Origin of the sequence: Spectribacter acetivorans (genome assembly GCF_031846305.1) — a bacterium.
Lineage (GTDB): Bacteria > Pseudomonadota > Gammaproteobacteria > Nevskiales > Salinisphaeraceae > Spectribacter > Spectribacter acetivorans.
The window spans coordinates 273,657-299,281 of record NZ_JAVRHY010000001.1 but is presented as its reverse complement, the minus strand read 5'-3'; the positions used below and the strand labels follow the sequence as shown (position 1 = coordinate 299,281).

Genomic DNA, 25,625 nt, shown 5'->3' with positions numbered 1-25,625 from the left:
GAGGAGCCCGGCGCGTCACCCGCGCCATGCTCGACACCAGCTGCTGCAAACACCACGCCAGAGCGGCAGGAACCCCGGAATCACGGCCCGGTCTGGTGTTGTAGTCGCACCAACGCCGGGTGGCGGGGGCAGCCGCTGCGCCAGCAGCCGGCAATCGGCGCGATCACGGGGCGCGGTCGCGGTGCAAGGGCGTATCCGATCAAATGGCAATGATTCGCATTAACCGACACGGTTGGGCATACTGCGCGGCTGATCAATCCGACTGTGCATGCAGGCAATAAGGCGAGGCGCGTTATGCAACCTTCCGGCTGGCTCGATCCGAGCGCCGCATTCGAACTTCTGAGTCTGGGCGGCCCGGTCGTCGCCGTCCTGGGCGTGCTATCGGTATTCGGCCTGGCGATTGTGCTGTTGAAGCTCTGGCAGTTTGCCAGCGTGCGGCTGGGGGACCGGTCGTTCATCGAGCCGGCCCTGGCCGACTGGCAGGCCGGGCGGGCCCCGGCGGCCCTGGACACCCTCGAGGGCCGGCGCAATCCCATCGCCCGGGCCCTGGCCACCACCATGCGCGGTCTGCGCGCCGGGGTGGACCCGGCGCTGGTGCGCGAGGAAGCCGCCCGGGTGGGCGCCCGCGACCTCAGCGCCCTGCGCGCCCACTTCCGCCCGCTGGAGGTGATCGGCACCCTGTCGCCCCTGCTGGGCCTGCTGGGCACGGTGATGGGCATGATCGAGGCCTTCCGCGAGCTGGAGAATGCCGGCAGCCAGGTCAATCCGGCGGTGCTGTCGGGGGGCATCTGGGAGGCCCTGCTGACCACCGCCGTGGGCCTGGTGGTGGCCATCCCCGCGGTGGCGGCGCTGAATTACCTGGAGCGGCGCGTGGAGTGCCTGCACGAGGACATGCAGGACGCGCTGACCCGGCTGTTCACCCAGCAGGCCGGGCTGGGCAGCGACACCGCCGAGGCCCCCGCGGGCACGGGAGACCAGGCCGCCCATGCACATTGAGGTCGCGCCCCGGCGGGCGCACCGCATCGGCCTGACCCCGCTCATCGATGTGGTGTTCATTCTGCTGGTGTTCTTCATGCTGGCCTCGAGTCTACTGGACTGGCGGGGCATCGAGCTGGCCACGGGCAGCACGCCCGCGGATCGGGATACGCCGCCGCCGATCACGGTGACGGTGCTGGCCGATGGCTCGATCCGCTACGACGGCGGGGTGTATGAAGACCCCGCCGAGGCGGCGGCGCTGATGCAGGCCCGTATAGAATCGGGCGAGGCCTCGGCGGTGGTGGTCGAGCCCGATGCCGGGGTGACGCTGGGCCCGACGGTGGCGGCGTTCGATGCGCTGGCCGGGGCCGGCATCGAGGCCCTGGGGCTGGGACAGGGGCGCTGATGCTGCTACCGCTGCCGCAACGACGCCGGGATACGGAGGAAAACATTCTTCCGCTGATCAATATCGTGTTCCTGCTGCTGATCTTCTTCATGGTGGCGGGGGCGCTGCATACGCGGGCGCCGTTCGAGGTGGAGCCGCCGGGTACCGAGCATGCCGACGGCAGCAATCCGGACAACCACGTGCTGGCGATCAGCGCGGATGGGGAGCTGGCACTGGGCGGGGACACGCTCGAGCGGGCGGCGCTGACCGCGCGGCTGCGCGAGCGCGAGGGCGATACCCTGCTGCAGGTGAAGGCCGACTCGGGCCTGCCGGCGGCCGAGCTGACCGAGTTGCTGTCCGATATCCGGGCAGCGGGCATTCCCCGGATTCGGCTGCTGACCGTGCATCGCGGCGAATGACGCGACCCGGCTGGCAGCAATGGGGGGTTGTGCTGGCGGTGGCCGCCGCCGTGCATGTCGGGCTGTTCCTGCGTCTGGTCAACGCCCCGCCCGAGCCACAGGCAGTCGACGAGGGGGCCAGGGCCATCACGGTGGCGCTGGCGCCCAAACCGGCGCCGGAGCCGGTCGAGGAACCCGAGCCGGAGCCGGAGCCGGAGCCCGAGCCCGAGCCGGAACCGGAACCGGAACCGGAACCGGAACCGGAGCCCGAACCAGAGCCCGAACCAGAGCCAGAGCCAGAGCCGGAGCCCGAGCCCACGCCGGTGCCCGAGCCCGAACCGGAGCCCCGACCCGAGCCGGAACCCGCGCCTCCGCCACCACCACGCAGTTCACCGCCGCCGGAGGACTCGACGCCCGCCGAACAGGAGGCCCCCGAAACCACCGCCGGCGCCACCGGCGGGGTGGCGGACGCGACGCCCGATTACCGCACCAAGCTGCAGGCGTGGCTGGAGCGGCACAAGGAGTACCCGCGCCGGGCCCGGCGGCTGGGTATTCAGGGCAAGGTGTTGCTCTACTTCGTGATCGACCGCGAGGGCAAGGTGCTGGAGTGGGAAATCCGCGAAAAGTCGGGCCAGCGGCTGCTCGACGAAGCGGTGGCGGACATGATCCGCCGCGCCGACCCCATGCCGGCGATGCCGGACGAGATGGACATCGCCCGTCTGCAACTCGTGGTGCCGGTCAATTTCCAGCTGCGATAGGACCTGCCGCGCCCGGCACCACCCTACAATCGAGAACCATTCTCAGTTATACTGGATGGCTGAGCCGCGCCACGGCGCGAGATTTCGATTCCGGATGATTCCACCCGACCCGATATGCCCAAACTGCAAACCGAACGCGTCCTCGACGTTCATCACTGGAACGACGGCCTTTTCTCCTTCCGCACCACGCGGGACCCGAGCCTGCGGTTCGAGAACGGCCAGTTCCTGATGATCGGCCTGGAGGTCGAGGACAAGCCGTTGATGCGGGCCTACTCGGTGGCCAGTGCCAACTGGGAGGACACGCTGGAGTTCTTCAGCATCAAGGTGCCGGACGGCGCCCTGACCTCGCGGCTCCAGAACATCCAGCCGGGTGACGATATCCTGCTGTCCACCAAGCCCACCGGCACGCTGCTGATCCACGATCTGCATCCGGCGCCCAATCTGTATCTGTTCGCCACCGGGACCGGGCTTGCGCCGTTCCTGTCCATCGTCAAGGACCCGGAGACCTACGAGCGCTTCGACAACGTGGTGCTCACCCACGGCGTGCGCGAGGTGGGGGATCTGGCGTATCACGACTACCTGACCCGCGAACTGCCGCAGCACGAGCTGCTGGGCGACATCATCAAGGCCCAGTTGCACTACTACCCCACGGTCACCCGCGAGCCTTTCCGCAACGAGGGCCGACTGACCGACCTGGTTACCAGCGGGAAGCTGCAGGCGGACCTGGGGCTCGACACCCCGCTCGACCCGGCACGCGACCGCGCCATGATCTGCGGCAGCCAGGCGATGCTGGACGAGTTCCGCAGCATTCTGGACGCGCGCGATTTCAAGGTGGCCAAGCACATCGGTGATGTCGGGGATTACGTGTTCGAACGTGCCTTCGTGGAGAAGTGAACCCCCGTTGAGCACATCCGGCGCATTGCCGCCCGGACTGGCACCCGGCGAGCGGGTGGTGCTGTTCGACGGCGTCTGCCGGCTCTGCTCGGCCTGGGTGCGCTGGCTGCTGAAGGCCGACCGCCATGCCCGGTTCCGGCTGGCCACCATGCAATCCCCCGCCGGCCAGGCGATCCTGGCCTGGTACGACCTGCCGACCGACCAGTACGAGAGCATGCTGGTGGTGGACAACGGCCGGCTCCATCAGAAATCCACCGCCTTCCTGCATATCCTGCGGCAGCTCCCCCTGCCGTGGCGGGCGGGACTGGTTCTGCGGGCCGTACCGCGGCCGGTGCGCGACTGGGTCTACGACCGGGTGGCCCGCAACCGCTACCGCTGGTTCGGGCGTCACGACCAATGCCTGGTGCCCGATCCGGCCCGGGCCGAACGCTTTCTGGACTGACGCCGGGCCGATGCTCACGCACCAGCCGGCTGCTACCATGCCGCCCGATTCGACCACCGCGAACGACCAGACCATGTCAGTGCCCGCCACCGCGCTTCAGCCCGGGTCCGTCAATGCCAACAAGCTGGCCAAGCGCCTGCGGCGGCTGACCGGCCAGGCGATTGCCGACTACCGGATGATCGAGGACGGCGACCGGGTGATGGTATGCCTGTCCGGCGGCAAGGACAGTTACACCCTGCTCGACATGCTTTTACATCTGCAGGCCAAGGCCCCGGTGTCGTTCGAGCTGCGGGCGGTGAATCTCGACCAGAAGCAGCCGGGCTTCCCCGAGCACGTGCTGCCGGCCTACCTCGATGATACCGGCGTCGATTACGAGATTCTCGAGCAGGACACCTACAGCGTGGTCACCGACAAGGTGCCGGAAGGCCGTACCATGTGCGGGCTATGCTCGCGGCTGCGGCGGGGCATCCTCTACCGCTACGCCCGGGAAAACGGCTTCACCAAGATCGCGCTGGGCCACCACCGCGACGACATCGTGGAAACCCTGTTCCTGAACATGTTCTTCGGCGGCCGCATGGCCGCGATGCCGCCGAAGCTGAAATCGGACGACGGTGCCAACGTCGTGATCCGGCCTCTCGCCTACTGCACCGAACGCGATATCGGCAAATGGGCCGCCCTGCAGGAGTACCCCATCATCCCCTGCAATCTCTGCGGCTCGCAGGACAATCTGCAGCGGCAGGTAATCAAGTCGATGCTGGCGGACTGGGAGCGCACCGCCCCGGGGCGCACCGAGCAGATATTCCGCTCGATGACTCGCATCGCCCCGTCACAGCTGGCCGATACCGACCTGTTCGATTTCGCCGGCCTGCGTCCCGACCCGGACTGACGCAAAGCGGGGCGCCACCCCGGTGCGTCACGCGCCAAACCGGCCCGCCCCATCCGGCCGACAGCCGCCGCCGCCCTCGCGGCCGACCGAATTGTCGCCCGAGACACACGGATTCCGGGATTGGCCCGCCCCTTGCATGAATCCATCCGAACGCTCTTGTCTCAACCTTTGTTCGAGGATGGAAACCATGAAGAAGCTGATTTTCGCCACCCTGCTGATCGCCGCTGCCCTGCCGGCCCGGGCGGCGCCCGAAGCCAGCCTGTCCGGCCTGCTGACGCTGACCGGCGACTCGATCATCGCCACCGCCGAATTCCTGGCCGCCGACGTCGAGAACACAACGCTCTTCCTGACGGACGGCCTGGCCGCCACCGGTGACTTCCTGGCCGGCGATGTGGATGCCTTCTTCGCCCTGGCCAACGGCGAGATCACCCCACAGGAATACCTCACCGGCAGCATCACCGGCACCGCGGACTTCCTGGTCAACGATTTCAACGGTACCGCCATGTTCATCGCCGACTCCATTATCGGGACCGGCGAATTCCTGGCTGCCGATTTCTTCACCGCCGCGGCGCTGACCGACACGCTGCCGGGCCTGGAAACCGCGGACCTGTCCGCACTGGGTATCTGATCTCCTCCGGAGAATTCTCTCCAACCGCGGGTCCTCCTCTCCGACCCGAACCTCTCGGCCGCGATTTTCGCGGCCGTTTTTTGTTCGCTCTCCGTGATCGCGAAATGGCGGCTTGAAAGCCGCCCGACGGCAGGACATCACGCATGGCGTTCCCGGCAGGCGTGGAACCTAATCCACCAGCACTTCCACCCCGATACCGATACCCGCGTCGCCGTCCGCCGCGGTCGCACCCACATCGCCGTGCAGCCGCATCCGTTCCGATACCGGCACGCCGGAGCCGGTTGCCGAAGACCCGCGGTCAGCGCCGCCGGAGGTTCGGCCCTGGCCGTTGACCATCGTCGACCCGGGGTCGCGCAGGGCCGACAGGGCACTGCCACGGCCGTCGGGCACGCTTTCCGGAAAGCTCAGGTCCAGTGATCTCCTGGAGCCAGCCACCGGGGCGCTATCCGCCGGCTGATCGGCTGGCTCACCCGCCAGCGGGTCCACCGGGGTGGCGGTGGGACGGTTCTGCCATAACCAGACATAGGCAAGGGTCAATGCCAGCAGACAGAGCAGCGGCAGACGCCAGCGGGAGCCGCGTTCGGCCGTCATCGGGGCGCGATCAGCAGGCTCTGGTCGCTACGGCCGATGACGCCGGCCTCATCATGCAGCCGGGTATCGGCCAGGCCGATGCCGTTGGCCTGGGCGCGGGTACTCGCTTCAAGGGCAACCCATTCGCCGCGCGGCATCCGATGCAGATAGACAGTGAGGTCGGGATTCACGAACGTGAAGTGTCTGACATCCAGCAGCAGGCTCACGCCGTTGCCGGAATCGGCCGCCACCACCACGCGCTGCAGGGGCGAGGGCGCCTCGCCGGCCACCAGCGGCACCCGCATGCGCATCCAGGCCGTCACCCGGCCGGACCCGAACTCGCCGGTGGCCAGGCGGGTTTCCATGGCGGTGTGATAGCCGGTGTCGCCGGTAAAGAAGGGGAATTCGAAGGGGTCGGCATCCGCCGGCGCCACCGGCGCCTCGAAGCCTGGCTGGGCCGCCGGCACTGCGACGGCGTCGACCCGCATGGCCAGCCCGCGGGCGCGAATCAGCGGCGGGCCGCCGGGCGCGGCAAGCACCGCCTCGATCAGGTGCAGCTTGCGGCCGGCGTGGGTGATCTCGGTGGTCACCGCCAGCGGACCGATAGGCACCGGCCGCAGCAGTTCGAACGTCACCCGCGCCATCTGCATGGCCGGATCGGCGGGCAGGGCCCGTTCCATCGCCCGGACGGTCAGGGCCGCCGGCGGGCCGCCATGCTGATGATCCGGGCTCCAGGGGCCGCGGGTCAGCGGCGTGGCCAGGCAGTGATCGGCGTGCGGCTCGAAAAAGGCGTCGGCAGTCATGAGCGGTGCGGACATCGATGGAAACGCGGCGCATCGAGGCGCCGGGAGGGCGCGTAATATGCCATACTTATGGGCTTGATCGAGGCATTCAATTGCAAATCATTCTCAAATGGCTGACACTTCGGCCGTTAACTGTTTCAGACCATTTTGCATGAGTAACACTGTGACCGACTCCCGCAAGTATCCCGCCAATCCCGACCTCAGCGACGACTTCAACTGGCGCGAGTTCATCCCCTTCGCGCTGCTGCACGTGGCGCTGGTCGGCATCTGGTGGACCGGCTTCACCTGGCAGGCCGTGACCCTGTGCGTGGCGCTCTACGTGCTGCGGGTATTCGGCATCACCGGCGGCTATCACCGCTACTTTTCCCATCGCGGCTACAAGACCAGCCGCGGCTTCCAGTTCGTGATGGCCTTCCTGGGCGCCACCGCGCTGCAGAAGGGCCCGCTCTGGTGGGCCGCCAAGCACCGCGAACACCACCGCGACTCGGACATGCCGGCGGATGCCCATTCCCCGCGGCAGTACGGCGTGTTCGACGCCCACGTCGGCTGGGTCTATCGCAAGGCCCGCTCCAGCCCCGATCTGGATCTGATCCAGGATTTCTCCAAGTATCCGGAAATCCGCTGGCTGGAGAAAAACCAGTTCGCGCCCGGGCTGCTGCTGGCCGTGGCCTGCTTCTTCATCGCCGGCTGGCCGGGCGTGTTCGTGGGCTTCATCCTGTCCACGGTGCTGGTGTACCACGCCACCTTCACGGTGAACTCGCTTAACCACATGATCGGCCGCCAGCGCTACCTGACCGGGGACGATTCCCGCAACAACTGGCTGCTGGCGATCATCACCATGGGTGAGGGCTGGCACAACAACCATCACTACTATCCCTCCACCGCGCGCAACGGTTTCTTCTGGTGGGAATTCGACCTGACCTACTACTTCCTCAAGGGGCTGAGCGCCGTGGGGCTGGTCTGGGACCTGCGCCAGCCGCCGAAGTCGATCCTGGCCAATGAAAAGGCCCCGACCCAGAAGGTCATCGACAAGTGCGCGGTATACATCGCCGACGGCTTTTCGGTGGACCGCATCAGCGCCAACATCCGTCAGCGCTGGGAAGGCAGCCACCGCATGGACGACCTGCGGCATCTGGCCCACCGCAAGTGGGAGGAAGCCGAGGCCTACCTGTCGGAAATCGAGCTGCCGGAACTGCCCAGCCTCGAGGAACTCAAGGCCCGCGCCCACCGCAAGTTCAAGGTCCGCCACGAGGCGCTGGATCACGCCATCGAGCGGGCCCACGAGATGCTGACCCACGCGGTATCCCGGCACCTGCTGGAAAGCCTGCGACGCCAGCCACAGCCGGCCTGATTCGAGCCGCCATCGCGACCGCCAGGCCCTTCCCCCGGGAAGGGCCTTTTTAATACCGACAACCCGCCATCACCATGTCACGCCGCCGCCCCCTGCTACGGGCCCTGGTCCGCCGCACCGTCCAGCCGATGATGTCGCCACGCATGCCGGTCGGCCTGCGCCGGACCTGGATGGCGGCCATGGCGCGGACCAATCCCTGCCCGCGCGGGGTGCGCCGCTCGGACACCCGGGTCGACAGCATCCCCCTGGAGACCCTGGCACCGGTCGAGGCCGGGCCGGACACCATCCTCTATCTGCACGGCGGCGGCTACGTCTTCGGCTCGCCAGCCACCCACCGCGCCCTGACCGGCCACCTGGCCCTGGCAACCGGGGCCACGGTGCGGGTACCCGATTACCGGCTGGCGCCGGAACATCCCTTCCCGGCCGCCCGCGACGACGCGCTGGCCGTTTATCGCTGGCTGCTGGATCGCGGTATCGAGCCGTCGCGGATCCTGTTCGCCGGCGACTCCGCCGGTGGCGGACTGGCGCTGTCCACCGCCATGGCACTGCACGAAGCGGGCCTGCCGCAGCCGGCCGGGCTGGCGCTGATCTCGCCATGGGCCGATCTCACCGGCTCGGGCAGAAGCATGACCACCCACGCCGATATCGACCCGATGCTCACCACCGATTTCGCGGCCTATGCCGCGCGTGCCTATGCCGGCGACCGGCCACTGGCCGATCCGGGGCTGTCACCCCTGTTCGGGGACTTTCACGGCCTGCCGCCGATGCTGGTGCATCTGGCCGACGATGAAATCCTGGTCTCGGAGGGACTGGCCACCGTGAAGGCAGCGCGGGCCGCCGGCGTGCCCGTGACGCTCACGCGATTCCCGGACCTGTGGCACGTATTCCATCTGCATGCCGGGCTGCTGCCCGAGGCCGATGCGGCGGTGGCGGAGATCGCGGATTTCGCCCGCGCCTGCTGGCAGGGGCAACCGATCGGCTAAACCTCGATCCGCTGCCACCCGCGCCGCTGCCACAGCCAGGCGAATACCAGCGTCTGCAGCACCCGGGAACCGACGAAAACCAGCCAGATCGCCAGCAGCCCCAGGCCCCACTGCGTGCCCATCAGCCAGGCCAGTGGCAGGAAGAACAGCCACTGCAAACCCAGGGCCACCCGCATCACCGGCCCGGTGGCACCGGCGCCGAGCAGGCCGTGCATCAGGATCAGGCCGATACCGTCGATGGCGATGCCCGCGCCGATGATGCGCAGCGGCAGACGCCCCAGTTCCAGCAGATCGGGCTGGTGCAGGAACACGCCCAGGATCAGATCCGGCACCAGCAGCATGGGTGCCCCCAGCAGCGCCAGCACCAGACCGCCCACCCGCACCACATCCCAGCCCCAGCGATGCGCCTCGGCGGGGTCTCGACGCCCCAGGGACTGCCCCACCAGCGAGGCCGCCGCCAGCCCCAGCCCGATGGCCGGCAGCACCGCCACCAGCGTCACGTTGATCAGTACATTGGCCACCGCCAGCTCCCGCGTGCCCACCTGCGCCAGAATCCAGAACAGCGCCGTGAGCCCGGCCGCGAACAGGAACTGCTGGGCCGACGCCGGCAGGCTCAGCCGCCACTGGCGACCCAGCTGCCGCCAGTCCGGACGCCGGTGCAGAAAGCCCGCGGCATCCGCCCGGCGTCGCGCCAGCCGGAAATAGATCAGCGTACCCAGGACCGTGCTGGCCGCGGTACCGATGCCGGCCCCCAGCGTGCCCAGGGCCGGTATGCCGGGCGCGCCGAAGATGAGTACATAGCTGATCAGAATATTGGCCGCGTGCATCACCAGCAGGGTGTAGAGATACAGTCGTGGCTGATCCACCGCGCTCCAGTAGCCCCGGAACGAGAAGTTCATCCCCACCGCCGCCACCGCCAGACAGCGGGCCTGCAGGTAGGGCGTGCCCTCGCGGATCACATCCGTATCTTCGTTGAGCAATGCGAAGATATCCGGCGCGAACACGAACACCACCACGCTGATCGGCAGGCCCAGCAGCAGCGCCAGCAGCAAGCCGCCATTGAGCGGCACCGCCGTTTCATCGAACCGGCCCTCGCCGTATCGACGGGCGGCGATTGCCTGCACGCCGGTGGACAGGCCGATCACCATGGCCACCGCCATGAAGCTCAGGAAACTGGCCATGCCCACCGCCGCCAGCGCCGCCGGCCCCAGCGCACCGACCATGGCGGTGTCGACGAGATTGAGCAGATTCTGCGAGGTCATCCCGCCCACGATGGGCAACGACAGGACCAGAATCCGGCGGGTGCGCGGGGATGGGGGCAGCATCGGCATGCCGGGATGATACGCCGCGAGCCTCCGCGGCTGCGGCAGGCCCCGTGTTTTGCTTACACTCACGCTTTCAGCGCCGCGATCCCGTCACCATGACCAGTGCCTCCGGGCCCAATGCTAAGCCCACCGCCAGCGTCGCCGCGGTGGATCTCGGGTCCAACAGCTTTCACATGGTGGTGGCGCGGGCCGCCGGCAGCGAACTGCATATCGTCGACCGGCTCAAGGAATCGGTCCGGCTGGCCGCCGGGCTGGACAAGCGCCGCCGGCTGTCCGCCGAGGCCCGCGACCGGGCGCTGGACTGCCTGGCCCGGTTCGGCCAGCGGCTGCGGCATCTGCCGCGCGGCCGGGTCCGGGCGGTGGGCACCAACACCCTGCGCCGGGCCCGCAATGCCGACGAATTCCTGGCCGACGCCGAACAGGCGCTTGGCCACCCGATCGAGATCATCTACGGCGCGGAGGAAGCCCGCCTGATCTACGGCGGCGTGGCGCGAGACCTGGCTGCCGAAGTGCCCCGCCGGCTGGTGGTGGATATCGGCGGCGGCTCCACCGAACTGATCATCGGCGAACACGCCGACCCGACGCTGATCGAGAGCGTGTCGCTCGGGGCGGTGGTGCACACCCAGCGGCATTTCGCCGACGGCCGGGTATCGGCGTCCGACTGGACCGCCGCGGTGCTGGATGCCCAGGTCGGGCTGGAGCCGTTGATCCGGGATTACCGCGAGGCCGGCTGGGACGTCGCGGTGGGCGCGTCCGGCAGCATCAAGGCGGTGCAGAAAGTGTGCGTGACCGCCGGCTGGTGCGAGGAGGCCATCACCGCCGGCGCCCTGCGCAAGCTGGGCAAGACGCTGGTCAAGACCGGCCGGGTCGACCCCGACAAGCTTCCCGGCCTGTCTGCCGAACGCGCACCCATCTTCGCCGGCGGCGCGGCCGTACTCAGTGCCATCTTCGACAGCCTCGGCGTCGACGCCATGCAGGTGTCCGACAAGGCCCTGCGCGAAGGACTGCTGCTGGACCTGCTCGGCCGGCTGGAACACCACGACGTGCGCGATGCCACGGTCGCGGCCGCCTGCGCCCGTTACGGCGTCGACGCCGCCCACGCCCGGCGGGTGGCGGACACCGCGGCCCGCCTGTGCCGGGACGCCGGCGACTGGATTGCCGATGACGCCGACCGGCATCTGCTGCACTGGGCCGGTCAGCTGCACGAAATCGGCCTGACCATCGCCCACAAGGGTTACCACAAGCACGGCGAATACATCGTCCGCAACGCCGACCTGCAGGGGTTTTCCAAATCGGATCAGGCGGTGCTGGCCACGCTCATCCGGCTGCATCGGGGCAAGTTCCGCGACAACCTGATCGAGTCGCTGCCCGTCGCCCAGCAACCGGGCGCCACACGCCTGGCAGTGCTGCTGCGGCTGGCCGTGCTGCTCCATCGCGGACGCGACCCCCGGGCTACCCGGCCCCCGGTGTCACTGAACGTGACCGGCAAGCGGCTGCAACTGCAGTGCGACGCCGACTGGCTGGCCGAGCACCCGCTCACCCGGGCCGACCTGGAGCGGGAACAGGCCTATCTGGACCGACCCGGCTATCGCCTGATTCTCGAGGGTTAGACGAACCCCGGTCAGAAGTGCTGCTCGAGCAGCCCCTGGATCTCCGGGGTTGCGTGGCGCGCCCAGTTCTTGTCCAGCGTCTGGGTCACGCAGTGGCGGGTGGGCCCGTCGAGCTTGTCGCGCAGCCGTCCCAGGAATGCCGGCGCCGCCACCAGCACCAGGCGCTCGAAGCGATTCTGCGTGCGGCCCTCGTGCAGCGTATCGGCCACTTCCCGGGCGAACCGCTTGGCCTCCTGCTGCGAGGGGGTGGTGGACCAGTCCGAGGCATGGCTGGCGCGGCCGGTGCTTTCCTGCTGTTCACCCCGCCCGCCGGTCTTGAGGTCGCCGTGATGCAGCCGTGATTCCGGGTGCGCCAGGCCCTGCAGTTCCGCCAGCGGCTGCCAGCGGCCGTCGCGTTCGAAGATGCGGGCCCGTGCCGAGTCCGCCACCACGATCCAGGTTCGATGCATAGCTGCTTCCTCTGCGTGTATTGGCCGGCCGCGGCCGGGACCGATCCGGGCGGGTAGCGCAACACTCGTTCCCGGTTCCGGCCCGTATGCGCGAACCGCGGCAGTGGAGATTGTTATCGTGGATAAGCCACGTATTCCTGTGACACGAGCACCGGCCTTTCGTGCCGTCGTCGATTGACACGGCGTTGCCGATCAAGCCGGAGAGACCAGGCATCGACTGACCGAAAATTCGACCGGCCCGGGGCGGTGATCGACGCCGGAATCAGCAGCTCGCACGCGATGCCCTGCCGCAGACGCCTGCTGCGTTGGCTCAGCAATCCTGGCTGACCAGCCCCAGTCGCAGCGCCGCCAGCGTGGCCTCGGCCCGACTGGAGACCGCCAGCTTGCGGTACACGCTCTTGATGTAACCGGCGGCAGTGTTGCGCGTTACGCCCAGCGACTCGGCCACCTCGTTGAGGCGGTAGCCCTTGGCGATAAGCACCAGGGTTTCGCGTTCGCGTGGCGAGAGGTGTTCGGCGGCCTCGCTGGCCGGCGGCGGCTCGAACACCTGCAGCAGGCGGCGGGCGATGGCCGGCGACAACGGCGGCTCGCCCTCGACGATGCCGCGCAGTTGCGTGGCCAGCCGCTGCTGCGGCGCATCCTTGAGCAGATAGCCGGTGGCCCCGGCGCGCAGGGCCGGAAACAGGTGATGGTCGTCGGCATAGATGGTGGTGACCACACAGGCGCAGCCGGGGGCGCGTTCGCGCAGGGCCAGGATCAGATCGACGCCGCTGCCGTCCGGCAGACCGAGATCGACCAGCGCCAGGTCGGGCGCTGCCTGGGCAATGCATTCGCGCGCCGCCGCGAGACTCGCGGCCAGGCGTACGGTAGCGTCGGGAAAAGCAATGGCCAGCACCGCCACCAACCAGTCCTGGGAGCTGGGCAGGTCTTCCACGATCAGGACATCACGCGGCGGGCTCATGGCGAGGGTCTTGTTCACGCGCTATCGGTGCGACCGGCCTGGCCGCTATCCCCCAGCTTGCGCGTCGGGCGTGGCGGCGGCCACCTCCATACGGGGGGAGTCGGCCGTCAGCGCCGTCCAGGCCGTCGACCAGCGGGCATGCAGCCAGCCGTCCGTTGCCTGCCAGGTGATGCCGCCGCCCAGCCGGGCACTGCGCTCGCGCAGGTTGACCAGTCCCAGGGACGGCCGCCAGGTGCCCGGATCATCGCCGCTGTAGGCATGGCTGATGGCCAGGTCCATGCCGCGCTCGTCGCAGGCAATCACGACCTGCAGGTGGTCCGGCGCGGCATGGCGGATGGCATTGCTGACCACCTCGCGCAGGATGCGCGACAGATCCAGCGCGGCCACGCCATCCAGGTCCTGGTCGGGAATTTCCGCCGGCACCGACCAGTCGAGGGCGATGTCGGCGGCCTCGCAGCGCTCCGCCACCTCGGCACGCCAGTCATCCAGCAGAACCGCGAGCGGCCAGCGGCGCACATGCATGCTGCGTACCACGGCGCGCATCTCGTCGAGGGCGGCGCGGGCGCGTTCGGCGGCGGCCGGTTCCAGCGTCTGGGCCAGGGTCAGCAGCCGGGCGCCAACGTCATCATGCAGGTCGCGGGCCACGCGGTCGCGCTCGCTGTTCACGGCATCCTGCAGACGCTGCCGGTAGGCCAGCACCTGGTCGAACAACTGGCGCAGATCGGCCAGCAGGGCCAGGTCATCGGCGCGGAACAGGCGGGTGCCACGCCGGCAGTAGCGCAGGCGCAGACCACCCGCGGGGGCGGCGCCGGCCACGTCCAGGGCCAGACCGCCCTCGCTGACGGCGTCCCGGCTCAGGTCGCGAGCAGGATGGATTTCCTGCGGTTCATAGAGCTGCTTGAGCAGCACGCGCCAGGCGACGTCCGGCTCGTCTTCGGGTCGCGCAAGCACTTCGGTGACCCGCTGCACCAGCGGCGTCGGCGCGGCGCGGCCGAGGTCGGCCAGCCAGCTCCAGAGCCACTGGCGCAGCGGGAAGTACAGCCAGCCAATAAGTGCCAGCGACAGGCTCAGGGCGATCGGCCCGGCCAGCCCCAGCAGATGGATGAGAAGCAGATCCAGTGCGCAGACCAGCAGACCGGACACCGCCAGCAACCAGGCATGCGACCACCAGCGATCGAGTTCGAACAACCGGTAGCGAAGAATGCCGGCGGCCAGCGCCAGGTGAATGATCAGCAACAGCAGGAAGGCCGGACCCTGGGCGGAGGCCGCATTCACACCGAACAGGGGTGGCACGAATACCAGCACCAGAAACAGACTGCTGCCGAAAAACCAGGAGAACAGGAACCAGCGCAGGCCCGCCCGGGCCAGCGGGCGCCCTCGGCTGCGCCGCCACTGGATCACGCCCAGAACGATGGCACCACAGAAGCCGACAAGTACCGGCAGACGCACGGCCAGGTCCATACTCGGCAGCCAGTAGCGCAGGACGGCCAGGGTCAGCAAGGCATAGGACACCACCAGCAGCGGCCCCAGCGGAAAGCGGCCCAGCCGCTGCGGGTAATGCCAGAGTACGGCGATGAAGCCGGCGGTGTAGAGCAGCGTACCGGCCTTGTTGCAGACAGTCAGCCAGCCGAATACTTCCCGGGAAAGCGCCAGTTCGCGGGTGGAATAAACCGCCGCGCTGATCGCAGCGGCGGCCAGGGATATCCCGGTAAGCGCATAATAGGCGGCCGCCGCATCGTTCTGGCGGTAGGCCCAGACGGCCGCGCCGGTGATCAGCCCCAGAGCGCCGCAGATCAATTGGAGCCAGAAGCTCCAGTGAAGGGCGGATAGCGGCCGGGTCGCTTGCGGCGGCGTCTCGAGCACCGCGCCACCGGCGGTGTGCAGCCGGGCGTCGGGCGCGCGCATGGCGGTGGCCAGATGTCCCTGACGGGCCATGAAGCCGCGATAGTCCGCCATCGCGTTGTGGGTGACATCCGGCTCCGGCGTCAGATCCCCGGGCTGGATTGCCAGCCGCTGGCCGCCGCCCTCCAGGGCAGTGACCGCGCGTGGTTCGCTCAGACCGGCGGGTGCCGGGCGGTCCGGTCGGGGCGCCACCATCACCCGGTCGTCGGCCACGGACCACACCAGCCCCAGACTGGGTGCGTGGGTGGCCAGCCACACCGCGGCCACACCTGCCAGCACCGCCGCCAGGGTAGCCGCGGAAATGAGCTGCTCGGGTGCAAGTCGCATCGGCATGCATCTCGGCGCGTTGGGTCGCCGTCATTATTACTCCGTCCTGCGAGCAAGGGAAGCAATCGCTTGCCGCGATGCTCACGCCCCCAGATGGGGCGGTTTCGCGCCAATCCCCCCTTGTGGGGGGTAACCGGATCGATGGCCACTGACTAGCCTTGCCCGCAAGGCGCCCATGCCGGGCGCGAGACATCCGGGAGATCCGTTCATGAACAGATTTGCTATCCGTGCCGGGCAGGCGGCCATGATCCTGCTGGCAGCATCGCTCGCCGGCTGCGGCGGGGACGACAACAACGGCGGGAACGCACAGCCGGCCATGACCGGGGCCACCGCCTCGCTGGGCGCGATCACCGGCGCCACCGCCATCTTCTATCAGGCGGACGGTGAAACCGAGATCGGTCGCACCGATACCGGCGACGACGGCAGCGCCGAGATCGACAGCGGCAACTATAACGGGCCCGTTGTGATCGAGATCCGCGGCGATGACGACGCCACTTACTTCGACGAGGCCACGGGCAACCGCGTGGCGTTCGGCCCGGGCGAAAGCCTGTTCGCGCTGGCCCCGGCGGCCGGCGGCAACGTGGCGGTCACGCCGCTGACCCAGCTCGGCTACCTGGCGGCCACGCGGAACAGCCTGTTTCCGCTGAACGCCGACGAGATCGATCAGATCAACGCGGCGGTGGCGAATGCCCTGGCCGGCGGCATCGACATTCTCACGCCCCCGACCCCGCTGGCAGAGGCCGGCATGGGTCAGCTGACCAACGATGACGCCGGTCGCTACGCGCTGGTGCTGGCGGCGCTGGCCTACCTCGGCAACGACGGCAACGGCGACAGCGATGCCCTCCAGCCCGCGCTGGAAGTCGCGCGGGCTCTGTTCGCCGATGCCGCGGACGGTCAGATCGACGGCCTGGCCGCCGGGAGTGCCGTGGCCGGCTATATCGATTTCGTCAACGAACTCGCCGCGGCACTCGGTGCCGCGGCCACCGCCTACGCCGACGGCGACCTGCTGGCAGAAGCCGGCGACAACCCGGCCTACGGCATCCCCGACACCGATCTGGCCGACCTTGATGCCGTGGACAACGCGCCCGGCGATGGCGGCAACAATGCCGTGCCTGATGAAGATCGCATGCCCACCACGGTCAACCCCGGCCTGGTGGCCAGTTATGACCTGATCTACGACCGCATCAACGCCGGCGGCCCGTTCGCGGACGGTGAATCGGTCACTGCCGTGGTGGGGGGCGACAACAGCCTGCAGATCAACGGCACCACCCTCACAAACCCGTTCAATCTGCTGATCGGCGGCAGCCCCAACCCGGCCGAGATCAACTGGATCGACACCGATGCGGGCCTGATGTACGGGTTGTCCAGCAACGACACCGGCACCTTCAACGAGATCAACGTGGCGGATGTGTCCGGCAACGACATCGCCTTCCTCGGGCAACTGACCGAAGCCCCCGATGGCGGTAATGGCGGCGGCAATGGCGGTGGCAACGGCGGAAACAACGGTGACATCGACGTGCCCGCCGACTCCGTCTGGCGTGTCAACGTCACCGGCAACGTCGTCAGCAACGGGCAGTCCGTGAATATCGACGAGACCTACGACGTGCCGGTGGCTCAGGTCCCGACCAACGCCGACCAGGGCGAGGTCTATGCCGGCACCCTCAGCGAGACCATCGAGGAAGGTCTGTCACAGAGCTGCAACGGCCCCGGCGGCTTCCAGGGCAGCGCCCAGATTACCGAGTTCAGCTATACCAGCAACGGCCAGGGTGAAGTGGGGACCACGGTGACGCTGGACTATGCCTTCAACATAAATGGCACCTGCTCGATCTCACAGAACGGCCAGAACTTCACCATCGATTTCGACATTGCCGCGGACATCGTGGCGGTGGTCGAGCGCATCGAATAAATCCTCCGACGCTCACACCTTATAGCCCGGCTCCGGCCGGGCTTTTTCTTATCCGCGCCAGACCGCCACCGTCAGACACAGCCATCCGGCAATCAGCAGCAACCCGCCGAATGGGGTGACCGCACCGAGCACCCGCACGCCGGTCAGGGCCAGCGCGTACAGACTGCCCGAGAAGATCAGCACCCCCAGCGCGAACGTGACGCCGGCTGCGTTCAGCCACGCACCGGCCAGGCGTGCGGCCAGCAAACCCACCGCCAGCAACGCCAGGGCATGCCAGAACTGGTACTGCACGGCGGTTTCCCACACGCGCAGCATTTCCGGCGACAGGCGGTCCCGCATGGCATGGGCGCCGAAGGCCCCGAGCAGCACGCCGAGCAGGCCGTAGAGACTGCCCGCGAGCAGCGCCAATTGCCCGGTATTCATGACCGATCCGCCGGCACCGTGATGGCGCCCGTCATGTAGAGCACCGCCTGGCCCGCGACCCACACCCGGTCGCCGGCAACCTCGCAGCGCAGGTTGCCGCCGCGCGGGGACAGCTGGCGGGCCGCCAGCCGCGATTGCCCCAGCCGCTGGGCCCAGAACGGGGCCAGCATGCAGTGGGCGGAGCCGGTGACGGGATCCTCGTCGATGCCGAAATTGGGGACGAAATAGCGCGACACGAAATCCACGCCGGGTTCCTCGCCGGGCGCGGTGACAATCACGCCCCGGTCGGGCAGACGCGAGATTGCGCGCAGGTCCGGTTCCAGTGCACGAATCGTGGCCGCATCCGGGTAGCGCAGCAGCCAGTTGGGCCCGGCGCGGACTTCCGCCGGCGCCTCACCCATGGCCGCCAGCAGTTCGGGGGGTGCCTCGGCGGGGGCGATATCGTGAGCCGGCAGGTCCAGCTGCAGCCAGTCGGCCTGGCGTGTCACCCGCAGCCTGCCGCTGTGACGGGTCTCGAACTCGAGCGAGTCCGCGCTTTCACCCCGGCAATGCCACAGTACGAAGGCACTGGCCAGGGTGGCGTGGCCGCACAGAACCACCTCCGTGGTGGGGGTGAACCAGCGCAGCTCCCAGCGCGGCCCGGCCGGCACCAGATAGGCGGTTTCGGCGAGATTGTTCTCGGCGGCAATCGCCTGCAGCAGGGCGTCGCCCGGCCATTTTTCCAGTAGCACCACGGCGGCCGGATTGCCGGCGAAGGGCCGGTCGGTAAAGGCGTCCACCTGGTAGAGGGGCAGCTGAGTCGTTACTGTCATTTCACTGTCACAAGGAAGCACATACACTTATTGGCTGTACCGAGCGCACGTCCATCATGCAGCAGAAGGCCCATCAATCGACGGCATCGCCGGCACCCGACCCGGCACCGGGTCTGGACTCGCCCGAACTCTACCTGAACCGCGAGCTGTCGCTGCTGGAATTCAACGCGCGCGTGCTCGAGCAGGCCCGCGATACCGAGGTGCCCCTGCTGGAGCGGCTCAAGTTCCTGTGCATTGCCTCCACCAACCTGGACGAGTTCTTCGAGGTGCGGGTGGCCGGCGCGGTGCAGAAGGCCGAATCCGGCACCACCGCCACCGATGCCGATGCCATCAACCCGCAGGATCTGCTCAAGGTCATCAGCCTGCGAGCCCACGATCTGGTGGCGGAACAGTATCGCGTGCTCAACGACGATCTCATCCCGGAACTGGAAACCGCCGGCATTCGCTTCCTGCGCCGCGCGGAGTGGAACGAGCGCCAGCGCGCCTGGCTGGCCGAGTACTTCGAGGAAGAACTGCTGCCGGTCATCAGCCCTCTCGGGCTGGACCCGGCGCACCCGTTCCCGCGCATTCTCAACAAGTCGCTCAACTTCATCGTGTCGCTGGAGGGCAAGGACGCCTTCGGCCGCAACAGCGGTTACGCCATCGTGCAGGCGCCGCGCGCGCTGCCGCGGCTGATCCAGCTTCCCGCCGAGGAAACCGGCAGCGGCCCCTACGACTTCGTATTCCTGTCGTCGGTGATCCACGCCCACGTGGGTGACCTGTTCCCCAACATGCAGGCCAAGGGCTGCTACCAGTTCCGGGTAACCCGCAACTCCGACCTGTTCGTGGACGAAGAAGAGGTCGACGACCTGCTACGGGCGGTGGAAGGCGAGCTGCCCTCCCGCCGTTACGGCGACGCCGTGCGGCTGGAAGTGGCCCACAACTGCCCGCGCGGCATGGTCGATTACCTGCTCGAGCGCTTCATGCTCGACCGCGGCGATCTCTACCAGGTGGACGGCCCGGTCAACGTCAACCGGCTGATGGCCATTCTCGACATGGTCGACCGCCCGGAACTCAAGTACCCGCCCTATACCCCGCGGCTGGACCCGGAACTCGGCCCCAACGGCGACCTGTTCGCCGCCGTGCGCCGCCGCGATATTTTGCTGCACCACCCGTTCGACGCCTTCCTGCCGGTGATCGATTTCGTGCGCCGGGCGGCGGGCGACCGCCACGTGCTGGCGATCAAGCAGACGCTGTACCGCACCGGGCCGGACTCGGCGGTGGTCGATGCCCTGGTCAATGCCGCCAACGCGGGCAAGGAAGTCACCGTGGTGGTGGAGCTGCGCGCCCGCTTCGACGAGGCCGACAACATCGAACTGGCCAACCGGCTGCAGGCGGCCGGCGCCCACGTGGTGTACGGCGTGGTCGGCTACAAGACCCACGCCAAGATGACCTTGCTGGTACGGCGCGAGGCCGACGGCCTGCGTCATTACGTGCATCTGGGCACCGGCAACTACCATCCCAAGACCGCCCGCCTGTACACCGATTACGGCCTGTTCTCCTGCGACCCGACCCTGTGCAACGACATCCACGAGCTGTTCCTGCAGCTCACCAGCCTGGGCAAGATCACCGGCCTGGAGCGGGTCCTGGACGCGCCGTTCAACCTGCACCGGGCGATGCTCGAGAAGATCAACCGCGAGGCCGCCCACGCCAGCGCCGGTCGACCCGCCCGCATGATCATCAAGATGAACGCGCTGGTGGAGCCGGAATCCATCCGCGCCCTGTACCGCGCCTCGCAGGCGGGGGTGTCCATCGACCTGATCGTACGCGGCATCTGCTGCCTCAAGCCCGGGGTGCCGGGGGTGTCGGACAACATCCGCGTGCGCTCCATCGTGGGCCGGTTCCTGGAACACACCCGGGTGTTCTACTTCGAGAACGGCGGCGAGCCCGAGTATTACCTGTCCAGCGCCGACTGGATGGAGCGCAACTTCTTCCGGCGGGTGGAAACCTGTTTCCCGGTCGAGGCACCCGAACTGCGCGAGCGGCTGATGCGCGAACTCGAGCTATACCTGGCCGACAACACCCAGGCCTGGCTGCTGCGCGCCGACGGCCGCTACGAGCATGCCGGTCCGCCCGATGGCGCAACCCCCGTGGCGGCACAGCAACGATTGATGGAAGGCGCCTGACCGACACCCGGCGCGCCCGCACCGGCCAGAAGCCTTAAACTGGCGGCATGGCGCGCATCCCCCAGGGCTTCATCGACGATCTGCTCGCGCGCACCGACATCGTGTCGGTGGTCGAATCCCGCGTGCCGCTGAAGAAAGCCGGCCGGGAATACCAGGCCTGCTGCCCCTTCCACGACGAGAAAACCCCCTCGTTCACCGTGTCGCCCGCCAAGCAGTTCTACCACTGCTTCGGTTGCGGCGCGCATGGCACCGCCCTGTCCTTCCTGATGGAATACGAGCGGCTGGAATTCCGCGAGGCGGTGGAGGCCCTGGCCGGGCAGGCCGGCATGACCATCCCGGAGGAAGCCCGCGGCGCCGGCCCGGACGCGGACACCCAGAAACCGCTGTTCGCGGTGCTGGAGCAGGCCGGCCGGCTGTATCAGAACCAGTTGCGCCAGAGCCCGGCGGCCATCGACTACCTGAAATCCCGCGGTATTACCGGCGCCACCGCCAAGGCCTTCGGCATCGGCTACGCGCCGGACAGCTGGGATTTCCTGCGCGGCCAGGTACGCGACCGCCAGGCTGCGGTCACCGCCGGGATGCTGATCGAGAAGGATAACGGCCACGCCTACGACCGCTTCCGCAACCGCATCATGTTCCCCATCCGCGACGGCCGCGGGCGGGTGATCGGCTTCGGCGGGCGGGCGCTCGGCGACGACCCGGCCAAGTATCTGAATTCCCCCGAAACCCCCCTGTTCCACAAGGGCCGTTCGCTCTACGGCCTGTTCGAGGCCCGCCAGGCGCTACGGGAGATCCCCCGCATGCTGCTGGTGGAGGGCTACATGGACGTGGTGGCCCTGGCCCAGCACGGGTTCGCCAACGCCGTGGCCACGCTGGGCACCGCTACCACCGCCGAGCACCTGAACGCGCTGTTCCGCGCCACCGATGAGGTGGTGTTCTGCTTCGATGGCGACCGCGCCGGCCGCGACGCCGCCTGGCGGGCACTGGACAACGCCCTGCCGGTGATGCGGGGCACCCGCCGCGCGCGTTTCCTGTTCCTGCCCGAGGGCGAGGACCCGGATTCGCTGGTGCGGCAGACCGACGGAACGGCCGAGCTGACCCGGCTGATCGAGGCCAGCCGCTCGGCCTCGCAGGTGTTGCTGGACGGCCTCACCCAGGACCTGGACATGAAGGATGCCGACGGGCGATCGCGGCTGGTGGAAAAGGCGCGGCCGTTCGTCACCAAGCTGCCGCCGGAAGCGTTCAAGGCCGATCTGATCCGCGAGATCGCCCGCCGCAGCGGCCTGCCGGCCGAGGACCTCGACCGGCTCTACCGCGAGGGCGGCACACCCGCGGGCCGGCGGGCGCCGCCCGAGCGGCGCCAACGCCCGATGAAGTTCACCCCGGTCCGCCGCGCCCTGCAACTGCTCATGAACGATCCCCGGCTGGCCGATAAACTGCCCATCGACATCGCCACCCTCAAACAGACCGGGGTGGCCGGCGCGGACCTTCTCGCTGATGGCATTGAATTTTTTAGCGCCAGCCCCCATCTCCCCGCTGCAGCGTGGCTGGAACACTGGCGGGACCACGAGGCAGGCGATGCGCTTCAGCGGCTGGCCGCGGAAACGCCGCGCGGCGAGCCCGACGATCTGGCGCGCGAGTTCCGCGAATGCGTGGCACGCGCGCTCGAAGGCGAAAAGCAGCACGAGCGCGAGCGGTTCCAGGCACTCATGAACAAGCAGCAGGCCACGTCCCTGACACCCGACGAAGCCGCCGAAGCCCAGGCGCTGCTGGAACGGCTGCGGCGCGGGCCGCAAGCATAGCGCCGGCAAGGCCGGTCCGATACAATGTCCGGTTCTTTGGCAGCGGCGTCCGGGCGCACCTCCCCACCAAGCAGGCGAGCATGAGCAACGAGAAGCAGTCCCAACTCAAACTACTGATTGCCCACGGCAAGGAAAAGGGCTTCCTGACCTACGCGGAAGTCAACGACACCCTGCCCGACGATATCGTCGATCCCGAACAGATCGAAGATATCATCAACATGATCAACGACATGGGCATCACGGTGCACGAAGAGGCACCGGACGAGGATGCGCTGCTGCTGTCGGAAAACACCGTCTCCAACGAGGATGACGACGACGCCGAGGAGGCTGCCGCCACGCTCGCCGCGCTGGACCCGCAGTTCGGCCGCACCACCGATCCCGTGCGCATGTACATGCGCGAGATGGGCAGTGTGGAACTGCTCGACCGCCAGGGCGAAATCCGCATCGCCAAGCGCATCGAGGAAGGGCTGTCCGAGATGCTGTTCTCGCTGGCCCACTTCCCGGCCACCACCGGCCGGCTGGCGGAAATCTTCGATCGGGTGGATGCCGGCGAAACCCGTCTGACCGACGTGCTGGTGGGCTTCGTCGATCCGGATACCGGCGACCCCATCACCAACGAGGCGGACGAGCAGGCCGCCGAGGACAGTGACGACGAGGACGACGACACCCCTGCCGATACCGGTCCCGACCCCGAGGAGGCCGCCGCCCAGGTCAAGAAGCTCAAGTCACTCAACCGCAGCGCCGTGCGCGCCCTGAACAAGTACGGCCGCGAGGACGAGAAAACCGAAGCCGCGCTGGTGAAGCTGGCCACCCACTTCATGCGCTTCAAGCTCACCCCCAAGGTGACCGAAGGGCTGACCGGCCAGCTGCGCGAAACAATGGCCGAGATTCGCGGCATCGAGCGCGAAATGATGATGATCTGCGTCAAGGAAGGCGGCATGCCGCGGCGCGAGTTCGTCCGCCAGCTGCCCGACAATCTCACCAGCGAGGTGTGGCTGGACAAGCTGATCCGCGCCAAGCGCAAGTATTCCGCCACCATCAGCCAGCGCAAGCCCGACCTGCTGCGCCTGCAGGAGCGGATCACCGAGCTGGAGAACGCCAGCCAGCTCAACGTCAATCACATCAAGGAAATCAACCGGCGCATGTCGATCGGCGAAGCCAAGGCCCGCCGCGCCAAGAAGGAGATGGTCGAGGCCAACCTGCGTCTGGTGATCTCCATCGCCAAGAAGTACACCAACCGTGGGCTGCAGTTCCTGGACCTGATCCAGGAAGGCAACATCGGCCTGATGAAGGCGGTGGACAAGTTCGAATACCGCCGCGGCTACAAGTTCTCGACCTACGCCACCTGGTGGATCCGGCAGGCGATCACCCGCTCGATCGCCGATCAGGCCCGCACCATCCGCATCCCGGTGCACATGATCGAGACCATCAACAAGCTCAACCGCATCTCCCGCCAGATGCTGCAGGAGATGGGCCGCGAGGCCACCCCGGAAGAGCTGGCCGAGCGCATGGAAATGCCCGAGGAGAAGGTGCGCAAGGTGCTCAAGATCGCCAAGGAACCGATCTCCATGGAGACGCCCATCGGCGACGATGAGGACAGCCACCTGGGCGATTTCATCGAGGACGCCAACGCCATCGCCCCCAGCGACGCGGCCGCCGGCGAGAGCCTGCGCGAGGCCACCCATAACACCCTGGCCAGCCTCACCCCGCGCGAAGCCAAGGTGCTGCGCATGCGTTTCGGCATCGACATGAACACCGATCACACGCTGGAAGAAGTCGGCAAGCAGTTCGACGTGACCCGCGAGCGCATCCGCCAGATAGAGGCCAAGGCCCTGCGCAAGCTGCGCCACCCCTCCCGGGCGACCTTCCTCAAGAGCTTCCTGGACGAGTAGGCCGGCCACGGCCGACCGGAGCAGCCGCACCATGCGTCATGCCTCCGGCTCGTTCGTCCGATCGATGACACGCGCCGCCGGCCGCCTGGCCGGCGGCGTTGTCGTTCTAGCTCTGGCCGGCTGTGGCGAGGCCACGGTCGACCCGCTGACCGATCACATCGTGTTCGAGAGCAACCGGGACGCCGACAGCGGACCCGGCCATCAGGATCTCTATCTCATCCGTCCCGACGGCACTGGCCTGCTTCGCCTGACCGATACCGACGAGGACGAGGCCGACCCGGCCATCTCGCCCGACGGCCGGCACATCGCCTACACCCTGCGCCCGGTGGGCGGCGACATCCACATCATGAATGCCGACGGCAGCGGCGACCGGCGACTGACCGACTACGCCGGCAGCGACTTCCGCGCGGCCTGGTCGCCGGACGGCAAGCACCTGGTGTTTGCCTCGGAACGATCCGGCCGCGACGAGCTGTTCGTGATCGACCGCAACGGCGACAACCGTCGGCGGCTGACCATCCGGCCGCGCACCAACGACCGGCCCAGCTCGGGCGCCTTCTCGCCCGATGGCGATCGCGTGGTGTTCGAAAGCTGGAACCGCGCACACGAGTTCGCCGCCATCTTCACCATCCCGCTGGCAGGCGGCGAGGCCACACGGCTGCCGATCGACCTTCCCATCACGCGCGCCCCGGCTTGGTCACCGGACGGCACGCGCATCGCGTTCGTGGGGTCCCAGTCCCGCGTCACCGGCCACGGGCTGTACGTGCTCACTCTGGAAACGGGCGCTCTGAAACGGCTGACCGGGCTGAGTTTCGCCGCCACCGCACCGGCCTGGTCGCCGGACAGCAAGCGGCTGGCGTTCGAGAACTTCCAGCGCGGCAGCAACGGGCTTTTCCGCATCAATGCGGACGGCACCGGGCTGACCGAGATCAGCGCGGATGATGGCCGATCCCCGCACTGGGGCCCGGCCAGCCGCTGACC

General features: G+C 68.1%; 23 protein-coding genes and 1 pseudogene. 16 read left to right on the top strand and 8 right to left on the bottom strand.

The genetic code is table 11. From position 1 onward, the window contains the following. The first annotated feature begins 294 nt into the window (after positions 1–294). The 8 genes from RM531_RS01395 to RM531_RS01360 all read left to right on the top strand — a co-directional run bounded on the left by RM531_RS01395 (position 295) and on the right by RM531_RS01360 (position 5,366). Positions 295–996, top strand: coding sequence for a MotA/TolQ/ExbB proton channel family protein (locus RM531_RS01395; RefSeq protein ID WP_311656723.1), 702 nt, complete (start codon positions 295–297; stop codon positions 994–996). Continuing rightward, a complete protein-coding gene (locus RM531_RS01390; RefSeq protein ID WP_311656722.1) occupies positions 986–1,381 on the top strand; it encodes an ExbD/TolR family protein in 396 nt (131 codons plus the stop codon). Before RM531_RS01395 ends, RM531_RS01390 begins: the two co-directional genes overlap by 11 nt. Next, the gene (locus RM531_RS01385; RefSeq protein ID WP_311656720.1) at positions 1,381–1,779 is read left to right on the top strand and encodes an ExbD/TolR family protein; all 399 of its coding nucleotides are present in this window, start codon (positions 1,381–1,383) and stop codon (positions 1,777–1,779) included. The genes RM531_RS01390 and RM531_RS01385 overlap by 1 nt, the downstream gene beginning before the upstream one ends. Then, complete coding sequence (locus tag RM531_RS01380; protein ID WP_311656718.1) at positions 1,776–2,516, top strand: energy transducer TonB; 741 nt, start codon at positions 1,776–1,778, stop codon at positions 2,514–2,516. The genes RM531_RS01385 and RM531_RS01380 overlap by 4 nt, the downstream gene beginning before the upstream one ends. A gap of 114 nt (positions 2,517–2,630) precedes the next feature. Further along, complete coding sequence (locus RM531_RS01375) at positions 2,631–3,410, top strand: ferredoxin--NADP reductase (RefSeq protein WP_311656717.1); 780 nt, start codon at positions 2,631–2,633, stop codon at positions 3,408–3,410. Positions 3,411–3,417: 7 nt separating this feature from the next. Beyond that, on the top strand, positions 3,418–3,852 hold the full coding sequence (locus tag RM531_RS01370; RefSeq protein WP_311656716.1) for a thiol-disulfide oxidoreductase DCC family protein: 435 nt from the start codon (positions 3,418–3,420) through the stop codon (positions 3,850–3,852). A gap of 73 nt (positions 3,853–3,925) precedes the next feature. Further along, a complete protein-coding gene (ttcA, locus tag RM531_RS01365) occupies positions 3,926–4,738 on the top strand; it encodes a tRNA 2-thiocytidine(32) synthetase TtcA (RefSeq protein WP_349255374.1) in 813 nt (270 codons plus the stop codon). A 187-nt stretch (positions 4,739–4,925) separates the two neighbouring features. Next, the gene (locus RM531_RS01360) at positions 4,926–5,366 is read left to right on the top strand and encodes a hypothetical protein (protein ID WP_311656714.1); all 441 of its coding nucleotides are present in this window, start codon (positions 4,926–4,928) and stop codon (positions 5,364–5,366) included. A gap of 168 nt (positions 5,367–5,534) precedes the next feature. Here the strand turns inward: RM531_RS01360 and RM531_RS01355 are convergent, their stop codons facing one another. Together RM531_RS01355 and RM531_RS01350 are read right to left on the bottom strand one after the other, a co-directional pair. Further along, the gene (locus RM531_RS01355) at positions 5,535–5,957 is read right to left on the bottom strand and encodes a hypothetical protein (RefSeq protein WP_311656712.1); all 423 of its coding nucleotides are present in this window, start codon (positions 5,955–5,957) and stop codon (positions 5,535–5,537) included. Then, positions 5,954–6,754 (bottom strand): thioesterase family protein, encoded by an 801-nt coding sequence (locus RM531_RS01350; protein WP_311656711.1) that lies wholly within the window; start codon positions 6,752–6,754, stop codon positions 5,954–5,956. The genes RM531_RS01355 and RM531_RS01350 overlap by 4 nt, the downstream gene beginning before the upstream one ends. A gap of 136 nt (positions 6,755–6,890) precedes the next feature. On the opposite strand from RM531_RS01350, the gene RM531_RS01345 reads away from it, so the two are divergent. Both RM531_RS01345 and RM531_RS01340 read left to right on the top strand, forming a co-directional pair. Further along, positions 6,891–8,090 (top strand): acyl-CoA desaturase, encoded by a 1,200-nt coding sequence (locus RM531_RS01345; protein WP_311656710.1) that lies wholly within the window; start codon positions 6,891–6,893, stop codon positions 8,088–8,090. Between the two features lie 74 nt (positions 8,091–8,164). Further along, positions 8,165–9,073, top strand: coding sequence for an alpha/beta hydrolase (locus RM531_RS01340; protein ID WP_311656709.1), 909 nt, complete (start codon positions 8,165–8,167; stop codon positions 9,071–9,073). On the opposite strand, the gene RM531_RS01335 is transcribed toward RM531_RS01340, so the two are convergent. Next, positions 9,070–10,404, bottom strand: a complete 1,335-nt coding sequence (locus RM531_RS01335) for an MATE family efflux transporter (RefSeq protein WP_311656708.1) — start codon at positions 10,402–10,404, stop codon at positions 9,070–9,072. The two genes, RM531_RS01340 and RM531_RS01335, sit on opposite strands and share 4 nt — an antisense overlap. An 89-nt stretch (positions 10,405–10,493) precedes the next feature. Between RM531_RS01335 and RM531_RS01330 the strand changes: the two genes are divergently transcribed. Further along, positions 10,494–12,008 carry a Ppx/GppA phosphatase family protein gene (locus RM531_RS01330; RefSeq protein ID WP_311656706.1) on the top strand — a complete coding sequence of 505 codons (1,515 nt, stop codon included), beginning with the start codon at positions 10,494–10,496 and terminating at the stop codon, positions 12,006–12,008. 11 nt (positions 12,009–12,019) lie between these two features. Here the strand turns inward: RM531_RS01330 and RM531_RS01325 are convergent, their stop codons facing one another. The 3 genes from RM531_RS01325 to RM531_RS01315 form a co-directional block, all read right to left on the bottom strand. Beyond that, positions 12,020–12,457 carry a host attachment protein gene (locus RM531_RS01325; protein ID WP_311656705.1) on the bottom strand — a complete coding sequence of 146 codons (438 nt, stop codon included), beginning with the start codon at positions 12,455–12,457 and terminating at the stop codon, positions 12,020–12,022. A 310-nt stretch (positions 12,458–12,767) separates the two neighbouring features. Continuing rightward, positions 12,768–13,436, bottom strand: coding sequence for a response regulator (locus RM531_RS01320; RefSeq protein ID WP_311656704.1), 669 nt, complete (start codon positions 13,434–13,436; stop codon positions 12,768–12,770). Between the two features lie 27 nt (positions 13,437–13,463). Continuing rightward, positions 13,464–15,647: a sensor histidine kinase gene (locus RM531_RS01315; RefSeq protein ID WP_311656703.1), complete on the bottom strand. Its 2,184-nt coding sequence runs from the start codon at positions 15,645–15,647 to the stop codon at positions 13,464–13,466. 208 nt (positions 15,648–15,855) lie between these two features. Here RM531_RS01315 and RM531_RS01310 point away from each other — a divergent pair, with 208 nt between their 5' ends. Then, a complete protein-coding gene (locus RM531_RS01310; RefSeq protein ID WP_311656701.1) occupies positions 15,856–17,553 on the top strand; it encodes a hypothetical protein in 1,698 nt (565 codons plus the stop codon). 48 nt (positions 17,554–17,601) lie between these two features. Here RM531_RS01310 and RM531_RS01305 read toward each other — a convergent pair whose 3' ends face one another. Continuing rightward, positions 17,602–17,976 (bottom strand): DUF423 domain-containing protein, encoded by a 375-nt coding sequence (locus RM531_RS01305; protein WP_311656699.1) that lies wholly within the window; start codon positions 17,974–17,976, stop codon positions 17,602–17,604. Beyond that, positions 17,973–18,788, bottom strand: coding sequence for a PhzF family phenazine biosynthesis protein (locus RM531_RS01300; RefSeq protein ID WP_311656698.1), 816 nt, complete (start codon positions 18,786–18,788; stop codon positions 17,973–17,975). The genes RM531_RS01305 and RM531_RS01300 overlap by 4 nt, the downstream gene beginning before the upstream one ends. Positions 18,789–18,844: 56 nt before the next feature. Here RM531_RS01300 and ppk1 point away from each other — a divergent pair, with 56 nt between their 5' ends. The 4 genes and pseudogenes from ppk1 to RM531_RS01280 all read left to right on the top strand — a co-directional run bounded on the left by ppk1 (position 18,845) and on the right by RM531_RS01280 (position 25,623). Continuing rightward, positions 18,845–20,953: a polyphosphate kinase 1 gene (ppk1, locus tag RM531_RS01295; RefSeq protein WP_311656697.1), complete on the top strand. Its 2,109-nt coding sequence runs from the start codon at positions 18,845–18,847 to the stop codon at positions 20,951–20,953. Between the two features lie 47 nt (positions 20,954–21,000). After that, a complete protein-coding gene (gene dnaG / locus RM531_RS01290; protein WP_311656696.1) occupies positions 21,001–22,755 on the top strand; it encodes a DNA primase in 1,755 nt (584 codons plus the stop codon). A gap of 77 nt (positions 22,756–22,832) precedes the next feature. Further along, a pseudogene (gene rpoD, locus RM531_RS01285) lies at positions 22,833–24,647 on the top strand (RNA polymerase sigma factor RpoD); the annotation flags it as partial. Between the two features lie 31 nt (positions 24,648–24,678). Next, on the top strand, positions 24,679–25,623 hold the full coding sequence (locus RM531_RS01280) for a TolB family protein (RefSeq protein ID WP_311656695.1): 945 nt from the start codon (positions 24,679–24,681) through the stop codon (positions 25,621–25,623). Positions 25,624–25,625: the final 2 nt, after the last annotated feature.

What these genes read in the sequence shown, in the direction of transcription:
- RM531_RS01390 (WP_311656722.1), top strand. Translation starts at nt 986, where the DNA reads ATGCACATTGAGGTCGCGCCCCGGCGGGCGCACCGCATCGGCCTGACC.
- RM531_RS01280 (WP_311656695.1), top strand. Translation starts at nt 24,679, where the DNA reads ATGCGTCATGCCTCCGGCTCGTTCGTCCGATCGATGACACGCGCCGCC.
- dnaG (WP_311656696.1), top strand. Translation starts at nt 21,001, where the DNA reads ATGGCGCGCATCCCCCAGGGCTTCATCGACGATCTGCTCGCGCGCACC.
- RM531_RS01355 (WP_311656712.1), bottom strand. Translation starts at nt 5,957, where the DNA reads ATGACGGCCGAACGCGGCTCCCGCTGGCGTCTGCCGCTGCTCTGTCTG.
- RM531_RS01310 (WP_311656701.1), top strand. Translation starts at nt 15,856, where the DNA reads ATGAACAGATTTGCTATCCGTGCCGGGCAGGCGGCCATGATCCTGCTG.
- RM531_RS01340 (WP_311656709.1), top strand. Translation starts at nt 8,165, where the DNA reads ATGTCACGCCGCCGCCCCCTGCTACGGGCCCTGGTCCGCCGCACCGTC.
- RM531_RS01395 (WP_311656723.1), top strand. Translation starts at nt 295, where the DNA reads ATGCAACCTTCCGGCTGGCTCGATCCGAGCGCCGCATTCGAACTTCTG.
- RM531_RS01375 (WP_311656717.1), top strand. Translation starts at nt 2,631, where the DNA reads ATGCCCAAACTGCAAACCGAACGCGTCCTCGACGTTCATCACTGGAAC.
- RM531_RS01350 (WP_311656711.1), bottom strand. Translation starts at nt 6,754, where the DNA reads ATGTCCGCACCGCTCATGACTGCCGACGCCTTTTTCGAGCCGCACGCC.
- RM531_RS01360 (WP_311656714.1), top strand. Translation starts at nt 4,926, where the DNA reads ATGAAGAAGCTGATTTTCGCCACCCTGCTGATCGCCGCTGCCCTGCCG.
- RM531_RS01345 (WP_311656710.1), top strand. Translation starts at nt 6,891, where the DNA reads ATGAGTAACACTGTGACCGACTCCCGCAAGTATCCCGCCAATCCCGAC.
- RM531_RS01305 (WP_311656699.1), bottom strand. Translation starts at nt 17,976, where the DNA reads ATGAATACCGGGCAATTGGCGCTGCTCGCGGGCAGTCTCTACGGCCTG.
- ttcA (WP_349255374.1), top strand. Translation starts at nt 3,926, where the DNA reads ATGTCAGTGCCCGCCACCGCGCTTCAGCCCGGGTCCGTCAATGCCAAC.
- RM531_RS01315 (WP_311656703.1), bottom strand. Translation starts at nt 15,647, where the DNA reads ATGCGACTTGCACCCGAGCAGCTCATTTCCGCGGCTACCCTGGCGGCG.
- RM531_RS01380 (WP_311656718.1), top strand. Translation starts at nt 1,776, where the DNA reads ATGACGCGACCCGGCTGGCAGCAATGGGGGGTTGTGCTGGCGGTGGCC.
- RM531_RS01330 (WP_311656706.1), top strand. Translation starts at nt 10,494, where the DNA reads ATGACCAGTGCCTCCGGGCCCAATGCTAAGCCCACCGCCAGCGTCGCC.
- ppk1 (WP_311656697.1), top strand. Translation starts at nt 18,845, where the DNA reads ATGCAGCAGAAGGCCCATCAATCGACGGCATCGCCGGCACCCGACCCG.
- RM531_RS01335 (WP_311656708.1), bottom strand. Translation starts at nt 10,404, where the DNA reads ATGCCGATGCTGCCCCCATCCCCGCGCACCCGCCGGATTCTGGTCCTG.
- RM531_RS01325 (WP_311656705.1), bottom strand. Translation starts at nt 12,457, where the DNA reads ATGCATCGAACCTGGATCGTGGTGGCGGACTCGGCACGGGCCCGCATC.
- RM531_RS01385 (WP_311656720.1), top strand. Translation starts at nt 1,381, where the DNA reads ATGCTGCTACCGCTGCCGCAACGACGCCGGGATACGGAGGAAAACATT.
- RM531_RS01300 (WP_311656698.1), bottom strand. Translation starts at nt 18,788, where the DNA reads ATGACAGTAACGACTCAGCTGCCCCTCTACCAGGTGGACGCCTTTACC.